Raw genomic sequence first — 19,212 nt, forward strand, 5'->3', positions numbered from 1 at the left:
GGGGGCTTGCACTCGGCCGCCGTCTTGCGCAACAGGGGCGGAGCGAGACGGGAGATTTGTGTGGGCTTTGCGGGTGCGATGGCGGTGGCGATGGCGGTGGATGCCCTGTTGGGCTGGCCGGCCCCGCTGTTCGCACGGATCGGCCATCCCGTGACCTGGCTCGGCCGCCTGATCGCGGCCATCGACACCGCCTGGAATCGCGCCTCTGATCCGCCGGCACTGCGCCGCGCCGCGGGCCTTGCCGGAGCGTTCCTTGTGATCGCGGTCTCGGCCGCACTCGGCTGGGCGCTTCAGTCGTTGCTCCCCTCGGGCTGGATCCAGATCGTGCTGGCGGGGGTCCTGGCCTGGCCGCTGGTCGCGTTGCGCTCGCTGCATGATCATGTTGCCGCCGTTGCCGTGCCTTTGCAGGCCGGCGACATCGCCGGCGCGCGCGAAGCGGTCTCGCGCATCGTCGGCCGCGATCCCGCCGCGCTCGATGAAGCCGGCATCGCGCGCGCGGCGATCGAGAGTCTTGCGGAAAACGCCTCCGACGGCATCGTGGCGCCCGTGTTCTGGGGCGCGCTGTTCGGCCTGCCCGGCATTTTGGGTTACAAGGCCATCAACACGCTGGACTCCATGATCGGCCATCGCAGCGAGCGACACGAAGCCTTTGGCTGGGCGGCGGCGCGGATCGACGACGTCGCCAATTTCATTCCGGCGCGGCTGACCGGGTTTCTGTTCGTGCTGCTGGCGCCGCACAGGGCGGAAGCATTGTCGTGCACGACGCGCGATGCGCGCCGGCATCGCTCGCCCAATGCCGGCTGGCCGGAAGCGGCGATGGCGGGCGCGCTTCGTGTGCGGCTCAGCGGTCCCCGGATCTACCACGGCAGCGTCACGAACGAGCCCTGGCTGAACGAAGGTGCGCGCGATCCGCTCGCCGCCGATATCACGCGGGGGTTGACGATCTACCGCCGCGCCATGCTGCTGCTGGCCGGCGTCCTTGCGATCCTGGCTTTCGCGTGAAAGAACGGGACATGCGTGAGCACGGCGGAAATCTCGATCTGGCCCAGCAGCGTTTTGGCGGACGCGCGGAGGACTGGATCGATCTCTCGACGGGGATCAACCGGCTGCCTTATCCGGCGGGCGAGGTGAGCATGCGCGCGTGGAGCGCGCTGCCGTCGCGTGCCGAGATCGATGCCTTGCATCAGGCGGCGCAGCACGCCTACCGCACGAGCGCGGCGCTCGTCGCGACGGGCGGCGCGCAAGCCGCAATTCAATTGCTGCCGCAGCTTGGGCCGCGCGGCCGCGCCCGCATCCTCGCGCCGACCTATAACGAATATGCCGGAGTCCTGTCGGCTGCGGGCTGGGATGTCCTGGAGGTCGGCGATCTCGACGCACTGGTGGGCGCGGATCTCGCCATCGTCGTCAACCCCAACAACCCCGATGGCCGGTGCCATACGCCGCAGGATTTGCTGGCACTGCTGCCGCGCGTCGGCCGTCTCGTCATCGACGAGAGCTTTGTCGACGCCGTTCCGCAGCTGTCGCTTGCGCCGGAAGCGGATCATCCGGGGCTGCTGATCCTGCGCTCCTTCGGGAAGTTTTATGGTCTGGCCGGCCTGCGGCTTGGGTTTGCACTCGGTAGCGCGGCCGACATCGCCAGGATTGCGGCGATGTCGGGGCCATGGCCGGTCTCGGGGGCTGCGATCGCAATCGGCTGCCGCGCATTGCGTGATGATGCCTGGGCGGAGTCCACGTCAGCGCGGCTTGTGCGCGACTGTGCCCGTCTCGACGACATGGCGCGAGCGCAGGGCTGGCGGTTCGTTGGCGGCACGCCGCTGTTTCGTCTCTACGAGACGCCGGATGCGCTGGCCGCGCAGGAGAAGCTCGCGCGCGGCCAGATCTGGTCGCGCGTCTTCGCGCAGAAGCCGACATGGCTGCGGCTCGGACTTCCGGGCAGCGAGCCCGAATGGACGCGCCTCGCCGAGGTCCTAGCGCGCTAGCGAAAGCAGGCCTTCGACGTCGAGATGCTTTTCGATGTGATCGGCGAGCGCATCGAGCGCGCTCTCGACCCTGCTGTGATAGGGCTCGTCGCCTGCCGGGATGTCGAGCTTGGCCAAAAACGCTTTCCGGAAATCATCCGACGTGAACAGGCCGTGCAAATAGCTACCCTGTACGCGACCATCGCTGGAGATTGCGCCTTCAGGCTCGCCATTCAGTTTGGCGAACGGACGGGCGCGATCGGGCCCGTCGGTGCGGCCGATGTGGATTTCGTAGGCCTCGATCGGCTGGTCGGTCGCCGCATGCACGGCCGCAACCCGCGTCAGCGTCTTCTGCGGACTCATCACCGTTTCGACATCCAGGAGTCCGAGGCCCGGCGTGTCGCCGGCAGGGCCTTCGATCCCGTCGGGATCGGCAACGCTGCGTCCGAGCATCTGATAGCCGCCGCAGAGGCCGAGCACGTGGCCGCCGCGGCGATAATGCGCCAGGAGATCAATGTCCCAGCCCTGCGCGCGCAGGAAGGCGAGGTCGCCGCGGGTGGATTTGGAGCCGGGGATGATGACGAGACGCACATCGCCAGGGATCGCTTCACCCGGCCGCACCATGACGAGATCGACGCCCGCCTCGAGCTTGAGCGGATCGAGATCGTCGAAATTGGCGATCCGCGACAGCGCAAGGCAAGCGATCTTGCATTGGCCCGGCTTTCGCGCATCACTCAGGCCCAGCGCGTCCTCGGCGGGCAGCTCGCCGGCGCGCGCAAACCAGGGCAGCACGCCAAAACCGCGCCAGGCGGTCTTTGCTTCGATCAGCTTGTAGCCGTCATCGAACAGCGTGGGATCGCCGCGAAATTTGTTGATGACAAAACCCTGGATCATCGCGGCATCGTCGGGGTCGATCACCGTCTTGATGCCGACGAGCTGGGCGATGACGCCGCCGCGGTCGATATCGCCGATCAGTACCACGGGCACGTCGGCCTTGCGCGCAAAACCCATGTTGGCGATGTCGGCCTTGCGCAAATTGACCTCGGCGGGGCTGCCGGCGCCTTCGACCAGCACGAGATCGGCGCGCGCCTTCAGCCGCTCAAAGCTCTCCAGCACCGCGCCCATCAATGACGGTTTCATCGCCGCGTATTCGCGCGCCCGCGCGGTCGCGATGCGTTTGCCGTGGACAACGACCTGCGCGCCGACATCGGTCTCGGGCTTCAGGAGCACCGGGTTCATGTCGGTGTGCGGCTCGACGCCGGCGGCGAGGGCTTGCAGTGCTTGGGCGCGGCCGATCTCGCCGCCGTCGACGGTCACGGCGGCATTGTTCGACATGTTCTGCGGCTTGAAGGGAAGCACGCGCAGCCCACGCCGCGTGAAGGCGCGCGCAAGGCCGGCGACGATGAGCGACTTGCCCACGTCCGAGCCGGCCCCCTGGATCATCAATGCGCGCGCCATCGCGTGTGTCTTCAGAACTCGACGCCGGCTTGCGCCTTGATGCCGGAGCGGAACGGATGTTTCACCAGCGTCATCTCGGTGACGAGGTCGGCGATCTCGATCAGCTCGTCCTTGGCATTGCGCCCGGTGAGCACGACATGTGTCATCGCAGGCTTTTGCGTCGTCAGGAACTCGACGACCTCAGCGATATCGAGGTAGTCGTAGCGCAGCGCGATGTTGATCTCGTCGAGCACGACCATGCGCAAGCTGGGATCGAGAATCAGCTCCTTGGCCTTCTCCCAGCCGGCGCGCGCAGCGGCGATGTCGCGGGCGCGGTCCTGCGTCTCCCAGGTGAAACCTTCGCCCATCGCGTGGAACTGGCAGAGATCGCCGAAATGGCCGGTGAGGAGGCGCCGCTCGCCTGTATCCCAGGCGCCCTTGATGAACTGCACGACCGCGCAGGGGAAGCCATGGGCGACGCAGCGCACGATCATGCCGAAGGCGGAGGAGGACTTGCCCTTGCCGGCGCCGGTATGGACGATGATGAGGCCCTTCTCGCCGCTCTTGGTCGCCATGATCTTGTCGCGGGCGGCCTTCTTCTTCGCCATTTTCGCGGCGTGGCGGGCGTCGGTTTCCTCGGCCGTTTGGGTATCCGGTTCAGGCGTCATCGGACGGGGTCCTTCGGCTTGACAAGAGGCGGCCAGGGGCAAATGGTGGCCCGGCGTTGGTTCCTGTCCTATGACAGGCGAAGAGGGAATGCGATAGGGTCCGAATCGGCAAGATTTGGGTCCAAAATGCAGCCGCCCCCGCGACCGTGACCGGAGAGATGCCCGAGGCCACTGATCCCTGACGGGATCGGGAAGGCGGGGATCGAAGGGCAAAACCCTGCTCCGCAAGCCGGGAGACCTGCCAGCGCGGACGATTTTTGGACCGGCGGACGGGGTGTTCCGCGACGGGGAAACGGACCCTCGCAAGACCGGTTCGTGGGCCTCTTCGCCTCCCGCTGTTTATTCTGGAAGAGGCGATGACCGTCACACTTCACGTCTGCATTACCTGCCGTGCCGGCGAGACGCTTGGCGAGGGCGAAGTCACGCCGGGCAAGCGCCTTCACGGTGCGATCGTCGACGCCGGCGTGCCCGATGGCGTCAATGTGGTTCCCGTTGAATGCCTGTCCGCATGCAGCCAGGGCTGCTCGGTCGCGCTCAGTGCGCCCGGCCGCTGGTCCTATGTCTATGGCCGCCTGTCGGATGCCAACGCGCGCGACGTGATCGCAGGCGCCGCCGCCTATGCGGCCGCGCCCGACGGCCTCGTGCCCTGGCGCAGCCGTCCCGAGATCTTCCGCAAGCAGTCACTTGCGCGCATTCCCCCCATTGCCGTCGTGCCGGAGGCCGCCGAATGAACTCGCTCGCAAAAGTCCCGGTCACGGTGGTCACCGGCTTTCTCGGCTCCGGCAAGACGACGCTGATCCAGCATTTGCTCGCCAACCCCAACGGCAAGAAGCTCGCGGTGCTCGTCAACGAGTTCGGCAGCGAGGGCGTCGACGGCCAGATTCTGAAGTCCTGCGCCGATGCCAATTGCCCGGAGGAAAACATCGTCGAGCTCGCCAATGGCTGCATCTGCTGCACCGTTGCCGACGATTTCATCCCGACCATGGAGCTGTTGCTGGCGCGGCCGGTGAGGCCCGATCACATCCTGATCGAGACCTCGGGCCTGGCGCTGCCCAAGCCCTTGCTTAGGGCGTTCGACTGGCCGGAGATCCGTTCGCGCATCACCGTTGACGGTGTGATCGCGCTGGCCGATGCCGAGGCCGTCGCCGCCGGCCGTTTCGCGCCGGACCCGGCCGCAGTGGAAGCGCAGCGGGCGGCGGACGAAAATCTCGATCACGAGACGCCGCTGTCGGAAGTGTTCGAGGACCAGATCGCCTGCGCCGACATCGTGCTGCTGACCAAGGCCGATCTTGCCGGCCCGGCGGGACTCGAAGCGGCCAAGGCTGCCATCACCGCCGAGATGCCGCGCCGCGTGCCGATGCTTGCCGTTACCGACGGCGCGATCGATGCGCGCGTCATCCTCGGTCTCGGTGCCGCCGCCGAGAATGATCTTGCCGCGCGCCCGTCGCATCACGACGGCGAGGAGGAGCATGAGCACGACGATTTTGCGTCCGTCGTGATCGATCTTCCGGAAGTCGGCGACGTCGATGCGCTGGTCGCCTCGGTTCAGCGCCTGGCGCGCGAGCAGAACGTGCTGCGTGCCAAGGGTTACATCGCGGTCGCGGGCAAGCCGATGCGCCTGCTGCTCCAGGCCGTCGGCGAGCGCGTGCGTCACCAGTTCGACAAGCCCTGGGGCGCGCTCGCGCGGCAGTCAAAGCTCGTCGTGATCGGCGAGCACGGCGATATCGACGAGGCCGCGATAAGAGCGGGACTTGGTCTTTCAGGATCTGGCATCTGATGCACGTCGTCTTCCGCGAGAGCCGCGGTCTCGAGGAGACCGCGACGCCAAGGGACATCGGCCAGGACCCGGCCGATCTCGTGGTGCTCTCGTATTCGGATTCCGATCTTGCCGCGTTCGCGGCCGGCTGGCGGCGTGGCCGCGACAGCCTGCCGTCGCTGCGGCTCGCCAATCTCGCCGAACTGCGTCATCCGCTTTCGATCGACACCTACATCGAGCGCACGCTGGCCCAGGCACGCGGCATTCTGGTCCGCCTGATCGGCGGCGAGTCCTATTGGCCCTACGGTCTCGCGGCTCTCCAGCAACTCGCGCAGGCGCGCGGTATCGTGCTCGCCGTGCTGCCGGCCGACGGCCGCGACGACACGCGGCTCGATGCATACTCAACGCTGCCTGTCTCGACGCTGCGCCGGCTCAAGGTGCTCTGCGACACCGGCGGTCCGGTCGCAGCGCAGGCCGCGATTGCGCAACTTGCGCTGGCCTCGGGACTCTATGCCGGTCCGGTCGTCGGCGAGACGACCGTGCCCGAGATGGGCTTTTACGAGCCCGCGCGCGGTGTCATCGCCGTGCCGACCGCCGGCGAGGGCAAGCCTCGCGCGCTGGTGACGTTTTATCGGTCGTACCTGACCGCCGCGGACACCGGCCCGGTCGATGCGCTGATTGCCACGCTGCGCGAGAAGGGATTTGACGCCTATGGCGTGTTCGTCACCTCGCTGAAGGCCGCGGGCGTCGCGGACTGGCTGCGGCTCCAGCTCATGGAAAATCCTCCGGCCGCGATCGTCAATGCGACCGCGTTCTCCGCGATCGGCGACGACGGCACGACACCGTTCGATGCGGCATCGTGTCCCGTGTTCCAGGTCGCGCTCTCCACCGCGCGGCGCGAGGACTGGGCGGAATCGCTGCGCGGCCTGTCGCCCGGCGACCTCGCGATGCATGTGGTGCTGCCCGAAGTCGACGGCCGCCTGTTTGCGGGGGTGGTGAGTTTCAAGTCGGCTGCGGAACGTGATCCCGACCTGCAATTCGCGCATCTGGCCCATCGCCCGGATCCAGGGCGCGTGAAGGCTATCGCCGCGCGCGTCGCGGCCTGGCAGAAGCTCGTGGTGAAGCCGGCCGGCGAGAAGCGGCTGGCGATCGTGCTGTCCAACTATCCGGGCCGCCCGCACCAGATCGCGCACGCAGTGGGTCTTGACGCGTTGGCCTCGGTCGAAGCCTTGATGTCCGATCTTGCGGGGACCGGCCTCGATGCCGTGCCGGTCCAGGCTCTCGGTGAGACGCTGCTGAGGCGGCAACTCACCTGGAGCGTCACCGAATACAGCGCGGCGCTCTCGCGTCTTCCGCAATCCTTGCAGGATGATCTCGCGCAAGCCTGGGGCGCGCCGGAGAGCGACCCGAGCTGCCGCGACGGCGCGTTCCACTTCGCCGCGATCCAATGCGGCAAGTCGATCATCGCGGTTCAGCCGGAACGCGGCGATGCAACCACGCGCGACGCCGACTATCACGATCTCGCCCGCACGCCGCGGCATGCCTATGTCGCGTTCTATCTCTGGCTCCGCGAGCAGGGCTGCGATGCTGTCGTGCACATGGGCGCGCATGGCACGCTGGAATGGCTGCCGGGAAAATCCGTGGCGCTGTCATCGAGCTGCTGGCCGGAAGCCCTGATCGGTGATCTGCCTGTCATCTATCCCTTCATCGTCAACGATCCCGGCGAGGCCGCGCAGGCCAAGCGGCGCATCGGTGCCGTCACCATCGGCCACCTGCCGCCGCCGCTCGAAAAGTCCGCCGTGCCGGATGGCCTGCGCAGGCTCGAACAGCTCCTCGACGAATATTCGACGGCCGATGGTCTCGATCCCGCCCGCCGCCAGCGGCTGATCGCCGCGATCCGGGACGAAGCCCGCGTGGCCGGACTGGAGGACGATCTCGGCCTCGATGCATCGGCAGCGCCAGCCGAAGCGATCCCGCGGATCGACCGCTTCGTCTGCGATCTCAAGGAAAGCCAGTTCGGCGACGGCCTGCACGTGTTCGGCCGCGGCGCCTGCGGCGAAGCGGAGCGGGACGCGCTGCGTGCCGCACTTGCGGGCCGGCGCATTGCGCCGGGGCCGTCGGGCTCGCCCTATCGCGGGCGCCAGGACGTTCTGCCGACGGGACGCAATCTCTTTGCCGTCGATCCGCGCGCCGTGCCGACGCCGTCGGCGCATGCGCAAGGCATCAAGCTCGCGGAAGAGCTGCTTCGCCGCCATTTGCAGGATCACGGCGACTGGCCGAAAGGCCTCGTGGTTGATCTCTGGGGCTCGGCGACGATGCGCACCGCCGGCGAGGAATTCGCGATGGCGCTGCATCTGGCGGGACTTGCGCCGCGCTGGGATCGCGCCTCCGGCCGCGTCACCGGCTATGACATCATCGCGCCGGCCGAGCTCGGCCGTCCCCGCATCGACGTCACGCTGCGGCTGTCGGGCCTGTTCCGCGATGTCTTCTCCGGCCTCGCCCAGTTGTTCGAGGCGGCGGCCGAGGCGCTCGCCGCGCGCGAGGAGGAGGGCGACGAGAATCCGTACCGACACCGTGCGTCCCGCGTGTTCGCGCCGCGTCCCGGGCAATACGGCGTCGGCCTCTCGGCGATCCCTGATGCCTTCACGGCGGAGACGCGCGATGCGGCCGGCGAAGCCTGGCTGTCGGCGTCGTCCTGGGCGTTCTCCGCCGACGGCGAGATCAAGCCCGATCGCGCCGGCATCGAAAAGCGGCTCGCGTCGGCCGATGCTTTCGTCCACGTCCAGGACTTGCCGGAAACCGATCTTCTGCTCGCCGCCGACTATGCCGCGCATGAGGCCGGCGTTGCCGCGGCCGCAGCACATCTCGGCGCGGCGGGACCATCGCTCTATCATCTCGACGCGACGCGTCCCGACCAGCCGCATGCGCGCACGCTGACGGAGGAAATCTCACGCGTTGTCCGCGCGCGCGCGGCCAATCCGGCCTGGATCGCCGGCATGATGCGCCATGGTTTTCGCGGCGCCGCCGAGATCACCGCGACACTCGAGCACATGGCCGCCTTCGCCCATCTGGCCGGCGCCGTGCCGCCGCATCTGTTCGATCTCTACTACGATGCGACGCTCGGCAACGACGACGTCCGCGCCTTCATGGCCCGCGAGAATCCCGCGGCGCTCGCCGCGATGGAGACGTGCTTCACCCGTCTGCATGAGGCCTCACTCTGGCGAACGCGTCGCAATTCGATCGCGGCAGCGTTGCGGGAGGCGTCATGAGCGCGGCCATGGTCAAGGGCTGGTGCCCCGGCGCGCTGCGGCCGATGCAATCGGGCGACGGGCTCGTGGTTCGCGTGCGCCCGTTCGGCGGCCGGCTCGATGCGGCGCAGATCTCCGGACTGGCGCATCTGGCCGAACGCCATGGCAACGGCCTGATCGATGTCACCAGCCGCGCCAATCTCCAGATCAGAGGCGTCAGCGAAGGCAGCCACCGGCTGCTGCTCGACGGTCTTTCGCAACTGGCGCTGCTCGATCCCGACGCCGACACCGAGTCCCGGCGCAACATCCTGGTGACGCCGTTCTGGCGCGCGGGCGACGAGACCGAGGCGCTTGCCGCCGAGCTCGAGGAGGCGCTCGAGAATAGCGTGCTCGCGCTTCCGACGAAATTCGGCTTTGCCATCGATGACGGCACTTCGCGCGTGCTCGCCGGCGATTCCGCGGATGTGCGGATCGAGCGTGATGGCGCTGGCGGACTGCTGGTGAGGGCCAATGGCGCCAGCCTCGGCCGTTCCGTCGGACGCGGCGAGGCTGTGACCGCCGCCCTAGCGCTCGCAACCTGGTTCGTGACATCAGGCGGTGCCCGGGACGGGCGAGGGCGGATGGCGGCGCATCTTGCCGCTGGCGCAGCCCTGCCTGGCGCGTTGCGCGGCGAGGCCGAGCCGGCGCCGATCATGGCTGCGGCGCGCCCCGGCCTTTATCCGCAGGGCGCGATGGTCGGCGTCGCCTTCGGGCAAATGCCGCATGCGACGCTCAGCCAGTTCGCCGGCTGCGGACATGCCCTGCGCATGACGCCGTGGCGGATGGTTCTGAGCGAAGGCAAGCGGACGATGCCGTCCACGGCCGGTCTCATCACCGAGGCCTACGATCCGGCGCTGCGTGTCATCGCCTGCAGCGGCGCGCCGCGTTGCCGCGAGGCGCATGCCGATACCCGCGCGCTGGCGGCAGCGCTCGCGCCGAACATCGGCGCGGCCGCGCGACTTCACGTCTCCGGCTGCGCCAAGGGCTGCGCTCATTCTGGTGCGGCCGCGATCACGCTGGTCGCGACCGGCGCAGGCTTCGATCTCGTGCGCGGCGGTTCGACGCGCGACGAGCCCATCCTGCGCGGCTTGAACCGCGACGACATCGTCGGCAATCCCTCCATCCTGATGGGAGGGCACTGATGCCGCATGCCTACGAGACCGACGGCGCGGCGATCTACCGGCAATCCTTTGCGACCATCCGCGCCGAGGCCGATCTTGCCCGCTTCACGCCCGATGAGGAACCGGTCGTCGTGCGGATGATCCATGCCGCCGGCATGGTGGGCCTGGAAGCGCATATCCGCTTCACATCAGGCATGGCGACCGCCGCGCGCGTAGCGTTGCAGAAGGGGGCGCCGATCCTGTGCGATGCGCGCATGGTCTCCGAGGGCATTACGCGCGCTAGACTTCCGGCGGCCAATGCCGTCATCTGCACCCTCGGCGACGCCGCCGTTCCCGCGCTAGCGCAATCCATGCGCAACACCCGCTCGGCCGCGGCGCTGGAGCTGTGGCGGCCGCATCTCGCCGGCGCGATCGTCGCGATCGGCAACGCGCCGACCGCGCTGTTTCATCTCCTCAACATGCTGGAGGACCGCGACTGCCCGCGGCCGGCGGCGATCATCGGTTGTCCGGTCGGCTTCGTCGGCGCGGCCGAATCCAAGGCCGCGCTGATGGCCGATCCGCCGGTGCCGGCGTTGACGGTCGAGGGCCGCCTTGGCGGTTCCGCGATCACCGTTGCGGCCGTGAATGCGCTGGCGAGCCGGAGCGAATAGTCATGGGACGCATCATCTGCTGCGGTCTCGGCCCGGGCGATCCTGACATGATGAGCGTGCGCGCCGATCGTACCGTGCGCGGCGCACAGCACGTGGCCTATTTCCGCAAGAAGGGCAGGCCGGGCCAGGCGCGTCGTATCGTCGAGGGCATGCTCGCCGGCGACGTTACCGAATATCCCATGGAATACCCTGTTACGACCGAGATCGCTTTCGACAGCGCGGAATACGTCCAGTTGCTCGCCGGCTTCTACGACGAATGGGTCGAGCGCCTGGCGCGGCTGGCGCGCGCGGTCGACGTGGTCGTGCTCTGCGAGGGCGACCCCTATTTCTACGGCTCTTTCATGCATCTGCACACGCGCTTGCAGGGACGCGTCGAGATCGAGGTGATCGCGGGCATTCCCGGCATGGTCGGCTGCTGGAATGCCGTCGGCCAGCCGATCGCGCTCGGCGACGACGTGACGACGGTGCTGATGGGCACGCTCGCGGAGGACGAGCTCGAGCGCCGCATGCGGGACTCCGATGCGCTGGTCGTCATGAAGACCGGCCGCAATCTTGCGAAAGTGCGCCGCGCGCTTGCCGCCGCCGGAAGGCTGGACGATGCCTGGCTGGTCGAGCGCGGCACCATGCCGGGCGAGCGCGTCGCGCGGCTCGCCGAGATCGATGCCGCCGACTGTCCCTATTTTGCGATCGTGCTCGTGCACGGCAAGGGCCGGCATCTGGACGCCGCCGAATGACGGGCACGCTGACCATCGCGGGCCTCGGCCCGGGCAGTGACGCGCTGGTGACGCCCGAGGTCTCCGCCGCGCTGGGCTCCGCCACCGATATTCTGGGCTATGCGCCCTATGTCGCGCGCGTGCCGCCGCGACCGGGGCTCACGCTGCATCCATCCGACAACCGCGAGGAGCTCGCGCGAGCGAGCGAGGCGCTGCGCCTGGCCGCCGAAGGCGGGCAGGTCGTCGTCGTCTCCTCCGGCGATCCTGGCGTCTTCGCGATGGCATCGGCCGTGTTCGAGGCGCTCGAGCAGGCGCCGCAATATCGCGAGCTCCCGATCCGCGTGCTGCCCGGCATCACTGCGATGCTGGCGGCGGCCGCGCGTGCCGGCGCGCCGCTCGGCCATGATTTCTGCGCGATCAATCTCTCCGACAATCTCAAGCCATGGGCGCTGATCGAGAAGCGCCTGCGGCTGGCCGCGGAAGCGGATTTCGCGATCGCTCTGTACAATCCGCGTTCGGCGAGCCGGCCGGAAGGATTTGGCCGCGCGCTGGCCGTGCTGAAGGACGCCGGCTGCGGCGAGCGGCTCGTGATCTTCGCGCGCGCGATCAGCGCATCCGACGAGACGATCGAGACCGTCACGCTCAACGCGGCGCGGCCCGAGATGGCCGACATGCGAACGCTGGTGATCGTCGGCAACTCGCAGACGCGCCGTGTCGGCCGCTGGATCTATGCGCCGAGGCAGGTGCGATGACCAAGCCACTGCATGATCTCGGCCACGCTCTCGACCCGCTGGCGCTCGGGCAACTCCGGCCGCGCGATCATGATCACGGGCAGGCCGAGCGTGCGGGCCGCGTCGATCTTGGCGCGCGCGCCATCGCCGCCGGAATTGCGGGCGACGATCCATATGACGCCGCGCGTACGCAGCATCTCCAGCTCGCCATCAAGCGTGAACGGTCCGCGCGACACGATCACGTCAGCCGGGAAGGGCAGCGGCGCTTCGGGCGGATCGACGAAGCGCAGTGTGTAGGCGTGCTGCGGTTTATTCCCGAACGGCGCGATGTGCTGGCGGCCGATGGCGAGGAACACGTTTGCCGGCGACTCGGGCAGAGCGGCGACCGCTGCATCGACGTCGCCGACCTCGATCCAGTTGTCACCGGGTGTTTTAGCCCAGGGGGTGCGTTCGAGCGCGATCAACGGCGTGCCGGTTTCCGCGCATGCCGCGACGGCGTTGCGGCTCATCTCGGCAGCGAAAGGATGCGTCGCGTCGATCACATGCGTGATGCCTTCACGGCGAATGTAATCGGCGAGCCCGCACACGCCGCCGAAGCCGCCGACGCGGGTCGGCAGCGGCTGGTCGGCAGGCGCACGGGTGCGGCCGCCATAGGAATAGACGGCATCCATGCTGGCGTGCGCGATCTCCGCGGCAAGCTGACTCGCATCGCTCGTTCCGCCCAGAATGAGGGCGCGTGTCATGGCTGATCCCTGGCTGACCATCATCGGTATCGGCGAAGATGGCCTTGCCGGGCTGTCGGACGCAAGCCGAAAGGCGCTGCGTGAGGCCGAAACCATCTTCGGTGGTGAGCGTCATCTCGCGCTTGCCGGTGTGACCGGGCGCGGCCATCCGTGGCCGGTGCCGTTCGATGCGGAGGCCGTGCTCAGCCGCCGCGGCCGGCCGACCGCGGTGCTGGCCTCCGGCGATCCGTTCTGGCACGGCGCCGGCGCAAGCCTTGCCGAGAAGCTTGAGGCGGGTGAGTGGGTCGCACATTCTGCGCCGTCGACATTCTCGCTCGCCGCTGCGCGGCTCGGCTGGCGTCTTGAATCCGTCGTCTGCCTCGGTCTCCACGCCGCGCCCTTCGAGCGCCTCGTGCCACACCTTGCGCCTGGCGCGCGCATCATTTGCCTCGTGCGTGACGGCAAGGCCGCAGGCGACCTTGCAAAGTGGCTGAGCGAGCGCGGATGGGGCGCCTCGGCATTCTGGACTCTCGCCGCGCTCGGCGGGCCACGCGAAAGCATTGCGGAACATCGTGCCGATGGTTTTACTGGCGATCTCGCCGGAAACCTGGTCGCGGTGGCCGTGGAGGCGAAGGGAGCTCAGGGCATTCCTCGCAGCTCGGGACTTCCCGACGATCTCTTCGCTCATGACGGCCAGATCACCAAGCGGCCGGTGCGTGCGCTTGCGATTTCTGCGCTGGCACCACGCCCGGGCGAACGGTTGTGGGATATCGGCGCCGGATCGGGTTCGATCTCGGTCGAGTGGGCGCTTTGCGGCGGGACGGCGACGGCAATCGAGATGCGCGAGGCTCGCGCCGCGAATATCCGCAGCAATGCGGCGGCGTTCGGATTGGCGCATCGGATCGCTGTTGTCACGGGCCGTGCGCCCGAAGCTCTCGCCGGGCTGGACGCGCCGGATGCGGTCTTCTTCGGCGGCGGTCTCGATAGCGCGATGTTCGATGCCATCTGGTCGCGCATCGGGGCAGGCACATGGCTCGTTGCGCATGCGGTGACGCTGGAGACGGAAGCGCTGCTTGGCGAACTGCACCAGCGCCACGGCGGCGAGTTGATGCGGGTCGAGATCGCCCATGCCGGCCCGCTCGGCCGCTACCGATCCTGGGAAGCGGCGCGTCCCGTGGTGCAGTGGAGTGCGGTCCGATGAAGGTCGCCGGGCTCGGATTCAGGCAGGATGTCACGCTGGCCTCGTTGCGTGAGGCGCTGCTGGCGGCGGGCGGCGCTGAAGACCTTGCGGCGGTGGCGACCGTCAGCGACAAGGCCGATGCAGAAGCGCTGCAGCAGCTCGCGCGCGAATGCGGTGTGCCGATCAGGGCGGTGTCGCCCGAGGTGCTGGCCGGCATCGACACGCCGACGCAGTCCAGGCTCATCGCGGAAAAGTTCGGGACCGGATCGGTCGCCGAAGCCGCGGCGCTCGCCGCGGCCGGCCCTCGCGCGCGATTGATTGCGACGCGGGTGGTCTCGCAGGACCGTACCGCGACGGCCGCGATCGCGGAAGGAGACTGTGCATGACGGTGCATTTCATCGGCGCCGGGCCGGGTGCTCCCGATCTGCTGACGTTGCGCGGACGCGACCTGATCGCCGCCTGTCCGGTCTGCCTCTATGCCGGCTCGCTGGTGCCTGAGGGCGTGCTGGCGCATTGCCCGCCGGATGCGCGGATCGTCAACACCGCGCCGTTGTCGCTTGACGAGATCATCGCCGAGATCGCCGCCGCGCATGCGGACGGCAAGGACGTCGCGCGCCTGCATTCCGGAGATCTCTCGATCTGGTCGGCGATGGGCGAGCAGCTCCGCCGTCTCCGTGCGCTCGACATTCCCTTCACCGTGACGCCCGGCGTTCCGTCTTTCTCGGCCGCCGCCGCGGCACTCGAGGTGGAGCTGACTTTGCCGGGGCTCGCTCAGACCGTGGTGCTGACGCGCACGCCGGGCCGCGCCAGTGCGATGCCCGAAGGGGAGAAGCTCGCCGCCTTCGCTGCGACCGGTGCGACACTCGCCATCCATCTGTCGATCCATCTGCTCGACCAGGTGATTGCGGAGCTGCTGCCTCACTACGGCGCGGATTGCCCGGTCGCCATCGTCTGGCGCGCGAGCTGGCCGGACCAGTGCATCGTCCGCGCCACGCTTGCGACGCTCGATGCCGCCGTCGGCACCGAGATGGAACGCACCGCGCTCATTCTGGTCGGCAAGACGCTTGGCGCCGCGGATTTCGACGAGAGCCGCCTCTATGCCGCCGACTACGACCGCCGCTATCGGCCGGTCGGCGCCGAGCCGCGCTTTCCGGAGGCCTCCTGATGCCGGCGGGGCTCGTCATCTCCGCGCCCGCCTCCGGTGTCGGCAAGACGACGCTGACGCTGGCGCTCGCGCGCGCCTGGCGCAATCGCGGACTGAACGTGCAGTGCTTCAAGAGCGGGCCCGACTATATTGATCCCGCCTTCCATGCCGCTGCGACGGGCCGCGCTTCCGTCAACGTCGATAGCTGGGCGATGGATCGCGGGGGAATCGCGCATCTCGTCGGCCGCGGCGCCGACGCCGATGTCGTGCTTGCCGAGGGCTCGATGGGTCTGTTCGACGGCGTCGCCGCGCGTGGCGTCTCCGGCACAGGCGCCACCGCCGACATTGCGGAGATGCTGGGTTGGCCGGTGCTGCTGGTGATAGATCCCTCGGGACAGGCGCAGACGGCGGCGGCGATCGCTGCGGGCCTTCGCGACTACCGCCCGGGCGTGCGCCTTGCCGGCGTCGTGCTCAATCGCGTCGCCAGCCCGCGCCATGAAGACCTCGTACGGCGCGCGCTTGACGACGCCGGTATCGCCGTGTTCGGCGCGCTGCCGCGCCATGCCGAGATCAGCCTGCCGAAGCGGCATCTCGGCCTGGTGCAGGCCGAGGAGCAGGCGGAGATCGGAAAGCTGATCGACGAGGCCGCGCGTTTCGTCGCCGAGCATGTCGATCTCGATGCGGTGCTGCAATCGGCGGCCGCCTGGGCGCCGCAACCGGCTGCGAATGGGTTGAACGTGACGCCGCCCGGGCAGCGCATTGCGCTTGCCCGCGATGCGGCATTCTCCTTCGTCTATCCGCATATGCTGGAAGCCTGGCGCGCGGCGGGTGCCGACATCTCGAACTTCTCGCCGCTTGCCGATGAGGCGCCCGACGCAAGCGCCGATGTCTGCTGGCTGCCCGGCGGCTATCCCGAGCTTCATGCCGGGAAGATCGCGGCCAACGCGCGCTTTCGCAGCGGCTTGCGCGCCTTCGCCGAGACACGACCGGTGCATGGTGAATGCGGAGGCTATATGGTGCTCGGAACCGCTTTGACCGACGCCGACGGTGTCCGCCATGAGATGGCGGGCCTGCTCGGCCTGGAGACGAGCTTTGCCAAACGCCGCATGCATCTGGGCTATCGTCTCGCCGAACTCGCCGCACCGATGCCGGGACATAGCCCCGGCGCGCGCCTGCGCGGCCACGAATTCCACTATTCGACGATTGCCGCCCAGCCCGACATGCCGCTCGCGGTGGTGCACGACGCGACCGGTGCGGTCATCGCCGAGACCGGTTCGCGCCGAGGCAATGCCACCGGCACGTTCTTCCATCTGATCGCGGAGGACCGGTGAGCGGTTTTGTCTCCTTCATCTCCGCCGGTCCCGGCGACCCCGAGCTTCTCACGCTCAAGGGTGCCGCGCGGCTGCGCGAGGCCGATGTCGTGCTTTATGACGACCTCGCGTCCGGCGCGATTCTCGATCTCGCCCGTCCCGGCGCCAATCTCGTTGCGGTCGGGAAGCGCGCCGGGCGGCCCTCGACCAAGCAGCATCACGTCAACCGCCTGCTGGTCGACTATGCCGCGACCGGCGCGCGCGTGGTGCGATTGAAGTCCGGTGATGCCGGCATCTTCGGCCGGCTCGAGGAGGAGCTCGAAACGCTGCGCGAGGCCGGCATCGGCTACGAGATCGTTCCCGGCGTCACTTCGGCCTGCGTGGCCGCTGCGCAAGCCGGCATCCCCCTGACGCGGCGCCACACCTCGCGCCGGGTGCAGTTCGTGACCGGAGCCGACGTCACCGGCGAGCTGCCGCAGAACCTGAACTGGGCGGCACTGGCCGATCCGGAGGCGACTACCGTAGTCTATATGGGCCGCCGCACCTTTCCGGCGCTGGCCGCAAAATTGATCGCGCACGGCCTCGCGCCGACCACCCCGGCGCTGTTCGCCGAATCCCTCGGCCGCCCCGACGAGCGGCTGGTCCGCACCACGATTGCCGAGCTTGCCGAGCAGCTTGCGCGGGGCGGGGCTGCCTCGACGGCCGCCGTGATCCTGTTCGGCGCACTGGCGGGAGAATACCCGTCATGACGGCGACCGCCGCCGTTCGGCCCTTGACGCAGGCTGCGCGAAAGGGGCACACAGGACAAGCATGGTGCTCGAGGTGGCGCAAAGCGCCGGAGCATAATCGGGAATGGGGATGGGCGGACCCAGTTGCGGCGCCCAAAACCCCAGCCGCCCCCGCGACTGTAAGCGGTGAGGGGCTCCGAACCGCCACTGGATCGCAAGGTCCGGGAAGGCCGGAGATCCCCAGTGAACCGCGAGCCAGGAGACCGGCCGTGCATGTTTTGAGGCCAAGGCCGTCGGGTGTGACGGCAGGAAAGGACTGAGCCATGCATATCGAACCCGGGATCGTGACGGGCGCCAAGCTCGTGTTGAGTTACGCAACCGGCATCGCCGCAGGCGGCGTTGCGCTGAAGCTCGCGGTCGAGACCGTGCGCGAACAGGGCATCACGTCGTTCGCGGCGCGGACCCTCGCCACCACCGGCCTCGTCTTCACCTTCTTCGAGATCCTGCCGCACTTCCCGGTCGGCGTGTCCGAGGTGCACTTCATCCTCGGCTCGACCTTGTTCCTGCTGTTCGGTGCTGCGCCCGCGGCCTTCGGCCTCGCGCTCGGCCTGCTGTTCCAGGGCGTCTTCTTCGAGCCGGCCGACCTGCCGCAATACGGCATGAACGTCACCACGCTGCTGGTGCCGCTGTTCGCGATCCAGGCGATCGCCACGCGGATCATTGCCCGCAACACCGCCTATGTCGATCTCAGGTATCGCCAGGCGCTGGCGCTTTCGACGACCTATCAGGCCGGCGTCATCGGCTGGGTGGCGTTCTGGGCGCTCTATGGCTCCGGTTTTGCTATGACCAACCTCGTCAACATCGCGACCTTCGCGGCCTCCTATGCGCTCGTCATCGTGATCGAGCCGCTGGCCGATCTCGCCGTGCTGGCGCTGGCGAAGTCGCTGCGCGGCGTCACCGCGCCCGGCCTCGTCACCCCGCGCCTGCACAACGCGGCCTGAGAGACAAGCGAAAGGGCGGCCGTGATGGCCGCCCTTCGCGAACGCGATGCTCACGCTCTCCCTGATAGGCATCGGTTGCGGCGATCCCGAGCAGCTCACGCACGCCGCGACCCGCGCCATCAACGCGGCCGATCTCGTCCTGATCCCGCGCAAGGGGAGCGCAAAGTCCGATCTCGCCGATCTCAGGCGGACGATCTGCGCGGATGTGCTGACCAGCGACAAGACGCGCATCGCCGAGTTCGATCTTCCCGTGCGCGACGCAGGCGAGGCGGACTACCGCAAGGGCGTCGACGATTGGCACGATGCGGTCGCCGCGAAATGGTCGCAGACCATCACGAGCCATCTCGAAGGGGATGGCAGGGTCGCGCTGCTAATCTGGGGCGATCCGTCGCTCTACGATTCCTCGCTGCGCATTGCGGGCCGGCTCGATCCCTTGCCGGAGATCGAGGTCATCCCCGGCATCACTTCGATCCAGGCGTTGTGCGCGGCGCATGCGCTGCCGCTGAACGACATCGGCGAGCCCTTTCTGGTCACGACAGGCCGCCGCTTGCGTGAAGGCGGCTGGCCGGTAAACGTCGACACCGTGGTCGTGATGCTCGATGGCGGCACGGCGTTTCAGTCGCTCGATCCGGTCGGGCTCCAGATCTGGTGGGGCGCCTATCTCGGCATGCCCGATCAGATCATCATGTCCGGCGCGCTGGCCGAGGTGGGCCCGCGCATCGCCGCGCTGCGGCAGGAGGCGCGCGAGCGGCACGGCTGGATCATGGACTGCTACATTCTCAAGCGCAGGCCGTAAGCGAGGCAGC

At 68.4% G+C, this 19,212-nt stretch carries 19 protein-coding genes and 2 riboswitches; of the genes, 16 read left to right on the forward strand and 3 right to left on the reverse strand.

The window, feature by feature from the left end:
• Window positions 1-60 precede the first annotated feature (60 nt).
• Window positions 61-1,002 (forward strand): adenosylcobinamide-phosphate synthase CbiB, encoded by a 942-nt coding sequence (cbiB, locus tag ACE10W_RS13175; protein WP_304552016.1) that lies wholly within the window; start codon window positions 61-63, stop codon window positions 1,000-1,002.
• Between the two features lie 11 nt (window positions 1,003-1,013).
• Window positions 1,014-1,979 carry a threonine-phosphate decarboxylase CobD gene (gene cobD, locus ACE10W_RS13180; RefSeq protein ID WP_304552018.1) on the forward strand — a complete coding sequence of 322 codons (966 nt, stop codon included), beginning with the start codon at window positions 1,014-1,016 and terminating at the stop codon, window positions 1,977-1,979.
• Here cobD and ACE10W_RS13185 read toward each other — a convergent pair.
• Together ACE10W_RS13185 and cobO are read right to left on the reverse strand one after the other, a co-directional pair.
• A complete protein-coding gene (locus ACE10W_RS13185; protein ID WP_304552020.1) occupies window positions 1,968-3,416 on the reverse strand; it encodes a cobyric acid synthase in 1,449 nt (482 codons plus the stop codon). The genes cobD and ACE10W_RS13185 overlap by 12 nt on opposite strands.
• An 11-nt stretch (window positions 3,417-3,427) precedes the next feature.
• Complete coding sequence (gene cobO, locus ACE10W_RS13190; RefSeq protein ID WP_028172130.1) at window positions 3,428-4,063, reverse strand: cob(I)yrinic acid a,c-diamide adenosyltransferase; 636 nt, start codon at window positions 4,061-4,063, stop codon at window positions 3,428-3,430.
• A 40-nt stretch (window positions 4,064-4,103) separates the two neighbouring features.
• Window positions 4,104-4,324, forward strand: a riboswitch (cobalamin riboswitch).
• A gap of 95 nt (window positions 4,325-4,419) precedes the next feature.
• Between cobO and ACE10W_RS13195 the strand changes: the two genes are divergently transcribed.
• The 7 genes from ACE10W_RS13195 to cobJ are packed head-to-tail and all read left to right on the forward strand — an operon-like array spanning window position 4,420 to window position 12,342.
• Complete coding sequence (locus ACE10W_RS13195; RefSeq protein ID WP_060911287.1) at window positions 4,420-4,794, forward strand: DUF1636 domain-containing protein; 375 nt, start codon at window positions 4,420-4,422, stop codon at window positions 4,792-4,794.
• Entirely contained in the window at window positions 4,791-5,840 is a 1,050-nt protein-coding gene (cobW, locus tag ACE10W_RS13200; RefSeq protein WP_011086046.1) for a cobalamin biosynthesis protein CobW, read from the forward strand. The genes ACE10W_RS13195 and cobW overlap by 4 nt, the downstream gene beginning before the upstream one ends.
• Complete coding sequence (cobN, locus tag ACE10W_RS13205; protein ID WP_304552025.1) at window positions 5,840-9,088, forward strand: cobaltochelatase subunit CobN; 3,249 nt, start codon at window positions 5,840-5,842, stop codon at window positions 9,086-9,088. Before cobW ends, cobN begins: the two co-directional genes overlap by 1 nt.
• A complete protein-coding gene (gene cobG, locus ACE10W_RS13210) occupies window positions 9,085-10,248 on the forward strand; it encodes a precorrin-3B synthase (RefSeq protein ID WP_304552027.1) in 1,164 nt (387 codons plus the stop codon). The genes cobN and cobG overlap by 4 nt, the downstream gene beginning before the upstream one ends.
• Window positions 10,248-10,877 carry a precorrin-8X methylmutase gene (locus ACE10W_RS13215; protein WP_060911291.1) on the forward strand — a complete coding sequence of 210 codons (630 nt, stop codon included), beginning with the start codon at window positions 10,248-10,250 and terminating at the stop codon, window positions 10,875-10,877. The genes cobG and ACE10W_RS13215 overlap by 1 nt, the downstream gene beginning before the upstream one ends.
• Before the next feature lie 2 nt (window positions 10,878-10,879).
• Window positions 10,880-11,611: a precorrin-2 C(20)-methyltransferase gene (locus ACE10W_RS13220; protein WP_304552029.1), complete on the forward strand. Its 732-nt coding sequence runs from the start codon at window positions 10,880-10,882 to the stop codon at window positions 11,609-11,611.
• Window positions 11,608-12,342, forward strand: a complete 735-nt coding sequence (gene cobJ, locus ACE10W_RS13225; protein WP_011086051.1) for a precorrin-3B C(17)-methyltransferase — start codon at window positions 11,608-11,610, stop codon at window positions 12,340-12,342. The genes ACE10W_RS13220 and cobJ overlap by 4 nt, the downstream gene beginning before the upstream one ends.
• Here the strand turns inward: cobJ and ACE10W_RS13230 are convergent.
• On the reverse strand, window positions 12,318-13,064 hold the full coding sequence (locus ACE10W_RS13230) for a cobalt-precorrin-6A reductase (protein WP_011086052.1): 747 nt from the start codon (window positions 13,062-13,064) through the stop codon (window positions 12,318-12,320). The two genes, cobJ and ACE10W_RS13230, sit on opposite strands and share 25 nt — an antisense overlap.
• Here ACE10W_RS13230 and cbiE point away from each other — a divergent pair.
• The 7 genes from cbiE (at window position 13,063) to cobF (ending at window position 19,202) form a co-directional block, all read left to right on the forward strand.
• Window positions 13,063-14,244: a precorrin-6y C5,15-methyltransferase (decarboxylating) subunit CbiE gene (cbiE, locus tag ACE10W_RS13235; protein WP_304552032.1), complete on the forward strand. Its 1,182-nt coding sequence runs from the start codon at window positions 13,063-13,065 to the stop codon at window positions 14,242-14,244. The two genes, ACE10W_RS13230 and cbiE, sit on opposite strands and share 2 nt — an antisense overlap.
• Window positions 14,241-14,609: a cobalamin biosynthesis protein gene (locus ACE10W_RS13240; RefSeq protein ID WP_304552034.1), complete on the forward strand. Its 369-nt coding sequence runs from the start codon at window positions 14,241-14,243 to the stop codon at window positions 14,607-14,609. Before cbiE ends, ACE10W_RS13240 begins: the two co-directional genes overlap by 4 nt.
• Window positions 14,606-15,388 (forward strand): precorrin-4 C(11)-methyltransferase, encoded by a 783-nt coding sequence (cobM, locus tag ACE10W_RS13245; protein WP_161535653.1) that lies wholly within the window; start codon window positions 14,606-14,608, stop codon window positions 15,386-15,388. Before ACE10W_RS13240 ends, cobM begins: the two co-directional genes overlap by 4 nt.
• Entirely contained in the window at window positions 15,388-16,698 is a 1,311-nt protein-coding gene (locus ACE10W_RS13250) for a cobyrinate a,c-diamide synthase (protein ID WP_304552038.1), read from the forward strand. Before cobM ends, ACE10W_RS13250 begins: the two co-directional genes overlap by 1 nt.
• Window positions 16,695-17,426 (forward strand): uroporphyrinogen-III C-methyltransferase, encoded by a 732-nt coding sequence (gene cobA / locus ACE10W_RS13255; protein WP_011086057.1) that lies wholly within the window; start codon window positions 16,695-16,697, stop codon window positions 17,424-17,426. Before ACE10W_RS13250 ends, cobA begins: the two co-directional genes overlap by 4 nt.
• Before the next feature lie 54 nt (window positions 17,427-17,480).
• Window positions 17,481-17,692, forward strand: a riboswitch (cobalamin riboswitch).
• A gap of 36 nt (window positions 17,693-17,728) precedes the next feature.
• Entirely contained in the window at window positions 17,729-18,406 is a 678-nt protein-coding gene (locus ACE10W_RS13260; RefSeq protein WP_304552042.1) for an energy-coupling factor ABC transporter permease, read from the forward strand.
• Between the two features lie 46 nt (window positions 18,407-18,452).
• Window positions 18,453-19,202 carry a precorrin-6A synthase (deacetylating) gene (cobF, locus tag ACE10W_RS13265; RefSeq protein WP_304552044.1) on the forward strand — a complete coding sequence of 250 codons (750 nt, stop codon included), beginning with the start codon at window positions 18,453-18,455 and terminating at the stop codon, window positions 19,200-19,202.
• Window positions 19,203-19,212 lie beyond the last annotated feature (10 nt).

Origin of the sequence: Bradyrhizobium sp. B025, from assembly GCF_042257955.1 — a bacterium.
In the GTDB taxonomy this organism is placed as follows: domain Bacteria; phylum Pseudomonadota; class Alphaproteobacteria; order Rhizobiales; family Xanthobacteraceae; genus Bradyrhizobium; species Bradyrhizobium diazoefficiens.

Bases quoted from the DNA above. Each gene is read 5' to 3' on its own strand.
- cobG (WP_304552027.1), top strand. From the start codon at position 9,085: ATGAGCGCGGCCATGGTCAAGGGCTGGTGCCCCGGCGCGCTGCGGCCG.
- cobF (WP_304552044.1), top strand. From the start codon at position 18,453: ATGCTCACGCTCTCCCTGATAGGCATCGGTTGCGGCGATCCCGAGCAG.
- cobD (WP_304552018.1), top strand. From the start codon at position 1,014: ATGCGTGAGCACGGCGGAAATCTCGATCTGGCCCAGCAGCGTTTTGGC.
- ACE10W_RS13220 (WP_304552029.1), top strand. From the start codon at position 10,880: ATGGGACGCATCATCTGCTGCGGTCTCGGCCCGGGCGATCCTGACATG.
- ACE10W_RS13230 (WP_011086052.1), bottom strand. From the start codon at position 13,064: ATGACACGCGCCCTCATTCTGGGCGGAACGAGCGATGCGAGTCAGCTT.
- ACE10W_RS13215 (WP_060911291.1), top strand. From the start codon at position 10,248: ATGCCGCATGCCTACGAGACCGACGGCGCGGCGATCTACCGGCAATCC.
- ACE10W_RS13250 (WP_304552038.1), top strand. From the start codon at position 15,388: ATGCCGGCGGGGCTCGTCATCTCCGCGCCCGCCTCCGGTGTCGGCAAG.
- cobO (WP_028172130.1), bottom strand. From the start codon at position 4,063: ATGACGCCTGAACCGGATACCCAAACGGCCGAGGAAACCGACGCCCGC.
- ACE10W_RS13240 (WP_304552034.1), top strand. From the start codon at position 14,241: ATGAAGGTCGCCGGGCTCGGATTCAGGCAGGATGTCACGCTGGCCTCG.
- cobW (WP_011086046.1), top strand. From the start codon at position 4,791: ATGAACTCGCTCGCAAAAGTCCCGGTCACGGTGGTCACCGGCTTTCTC.
- cobJ (WP_011086051.1), top strand. From the start codon at position 11,608: ATGACGGGCACGCTGACCATCGCGGGCCTCGGCCCGGGCAGTGACGCG.
- cobN (WP_304552025.1), top strand. From the start codon at position 5,840: ATGCACGTCGTCTTCCGCGAGAGCCGCGGTCTCGAGGAGACCGCGACG.
- ACE10W_RS13185 (WP_304552020.1), bottom strand. From the start codon at position 3,416: ATGGCGCGCGCATTGATGATCCAGGGGGCCGGCTCGGACGTGGGCAAG.
- ACE10W_RS13195 (WP_060911287.1), top strand. From the start codon at position 4,420: ATGACCGTCACACTTCACGTCTGCATTACCTGCCGTGCCGGCGAGACG.
- cobM (WP_161535653.1), top strand. From the start codon at position 14,606: ATGACGGTGCATTTCATCGGCGCCGGGCCGGGTGCTCCCGATCTGCTG.
- cbiE (WP_304552032.1), top strand. From the start codon at position 13,063: ATGGCTGATCCCTGGCTGACCATCATCGGTATCGGCGAAGATGGCCTT.
- ACE10W_RS13260 (WP_304552042.1), top strand. From the start codon at position 17,729: ATGCATATCGAACCCGGGATCGTGACGGGCGCCAAGCTCGTGTTGAGT.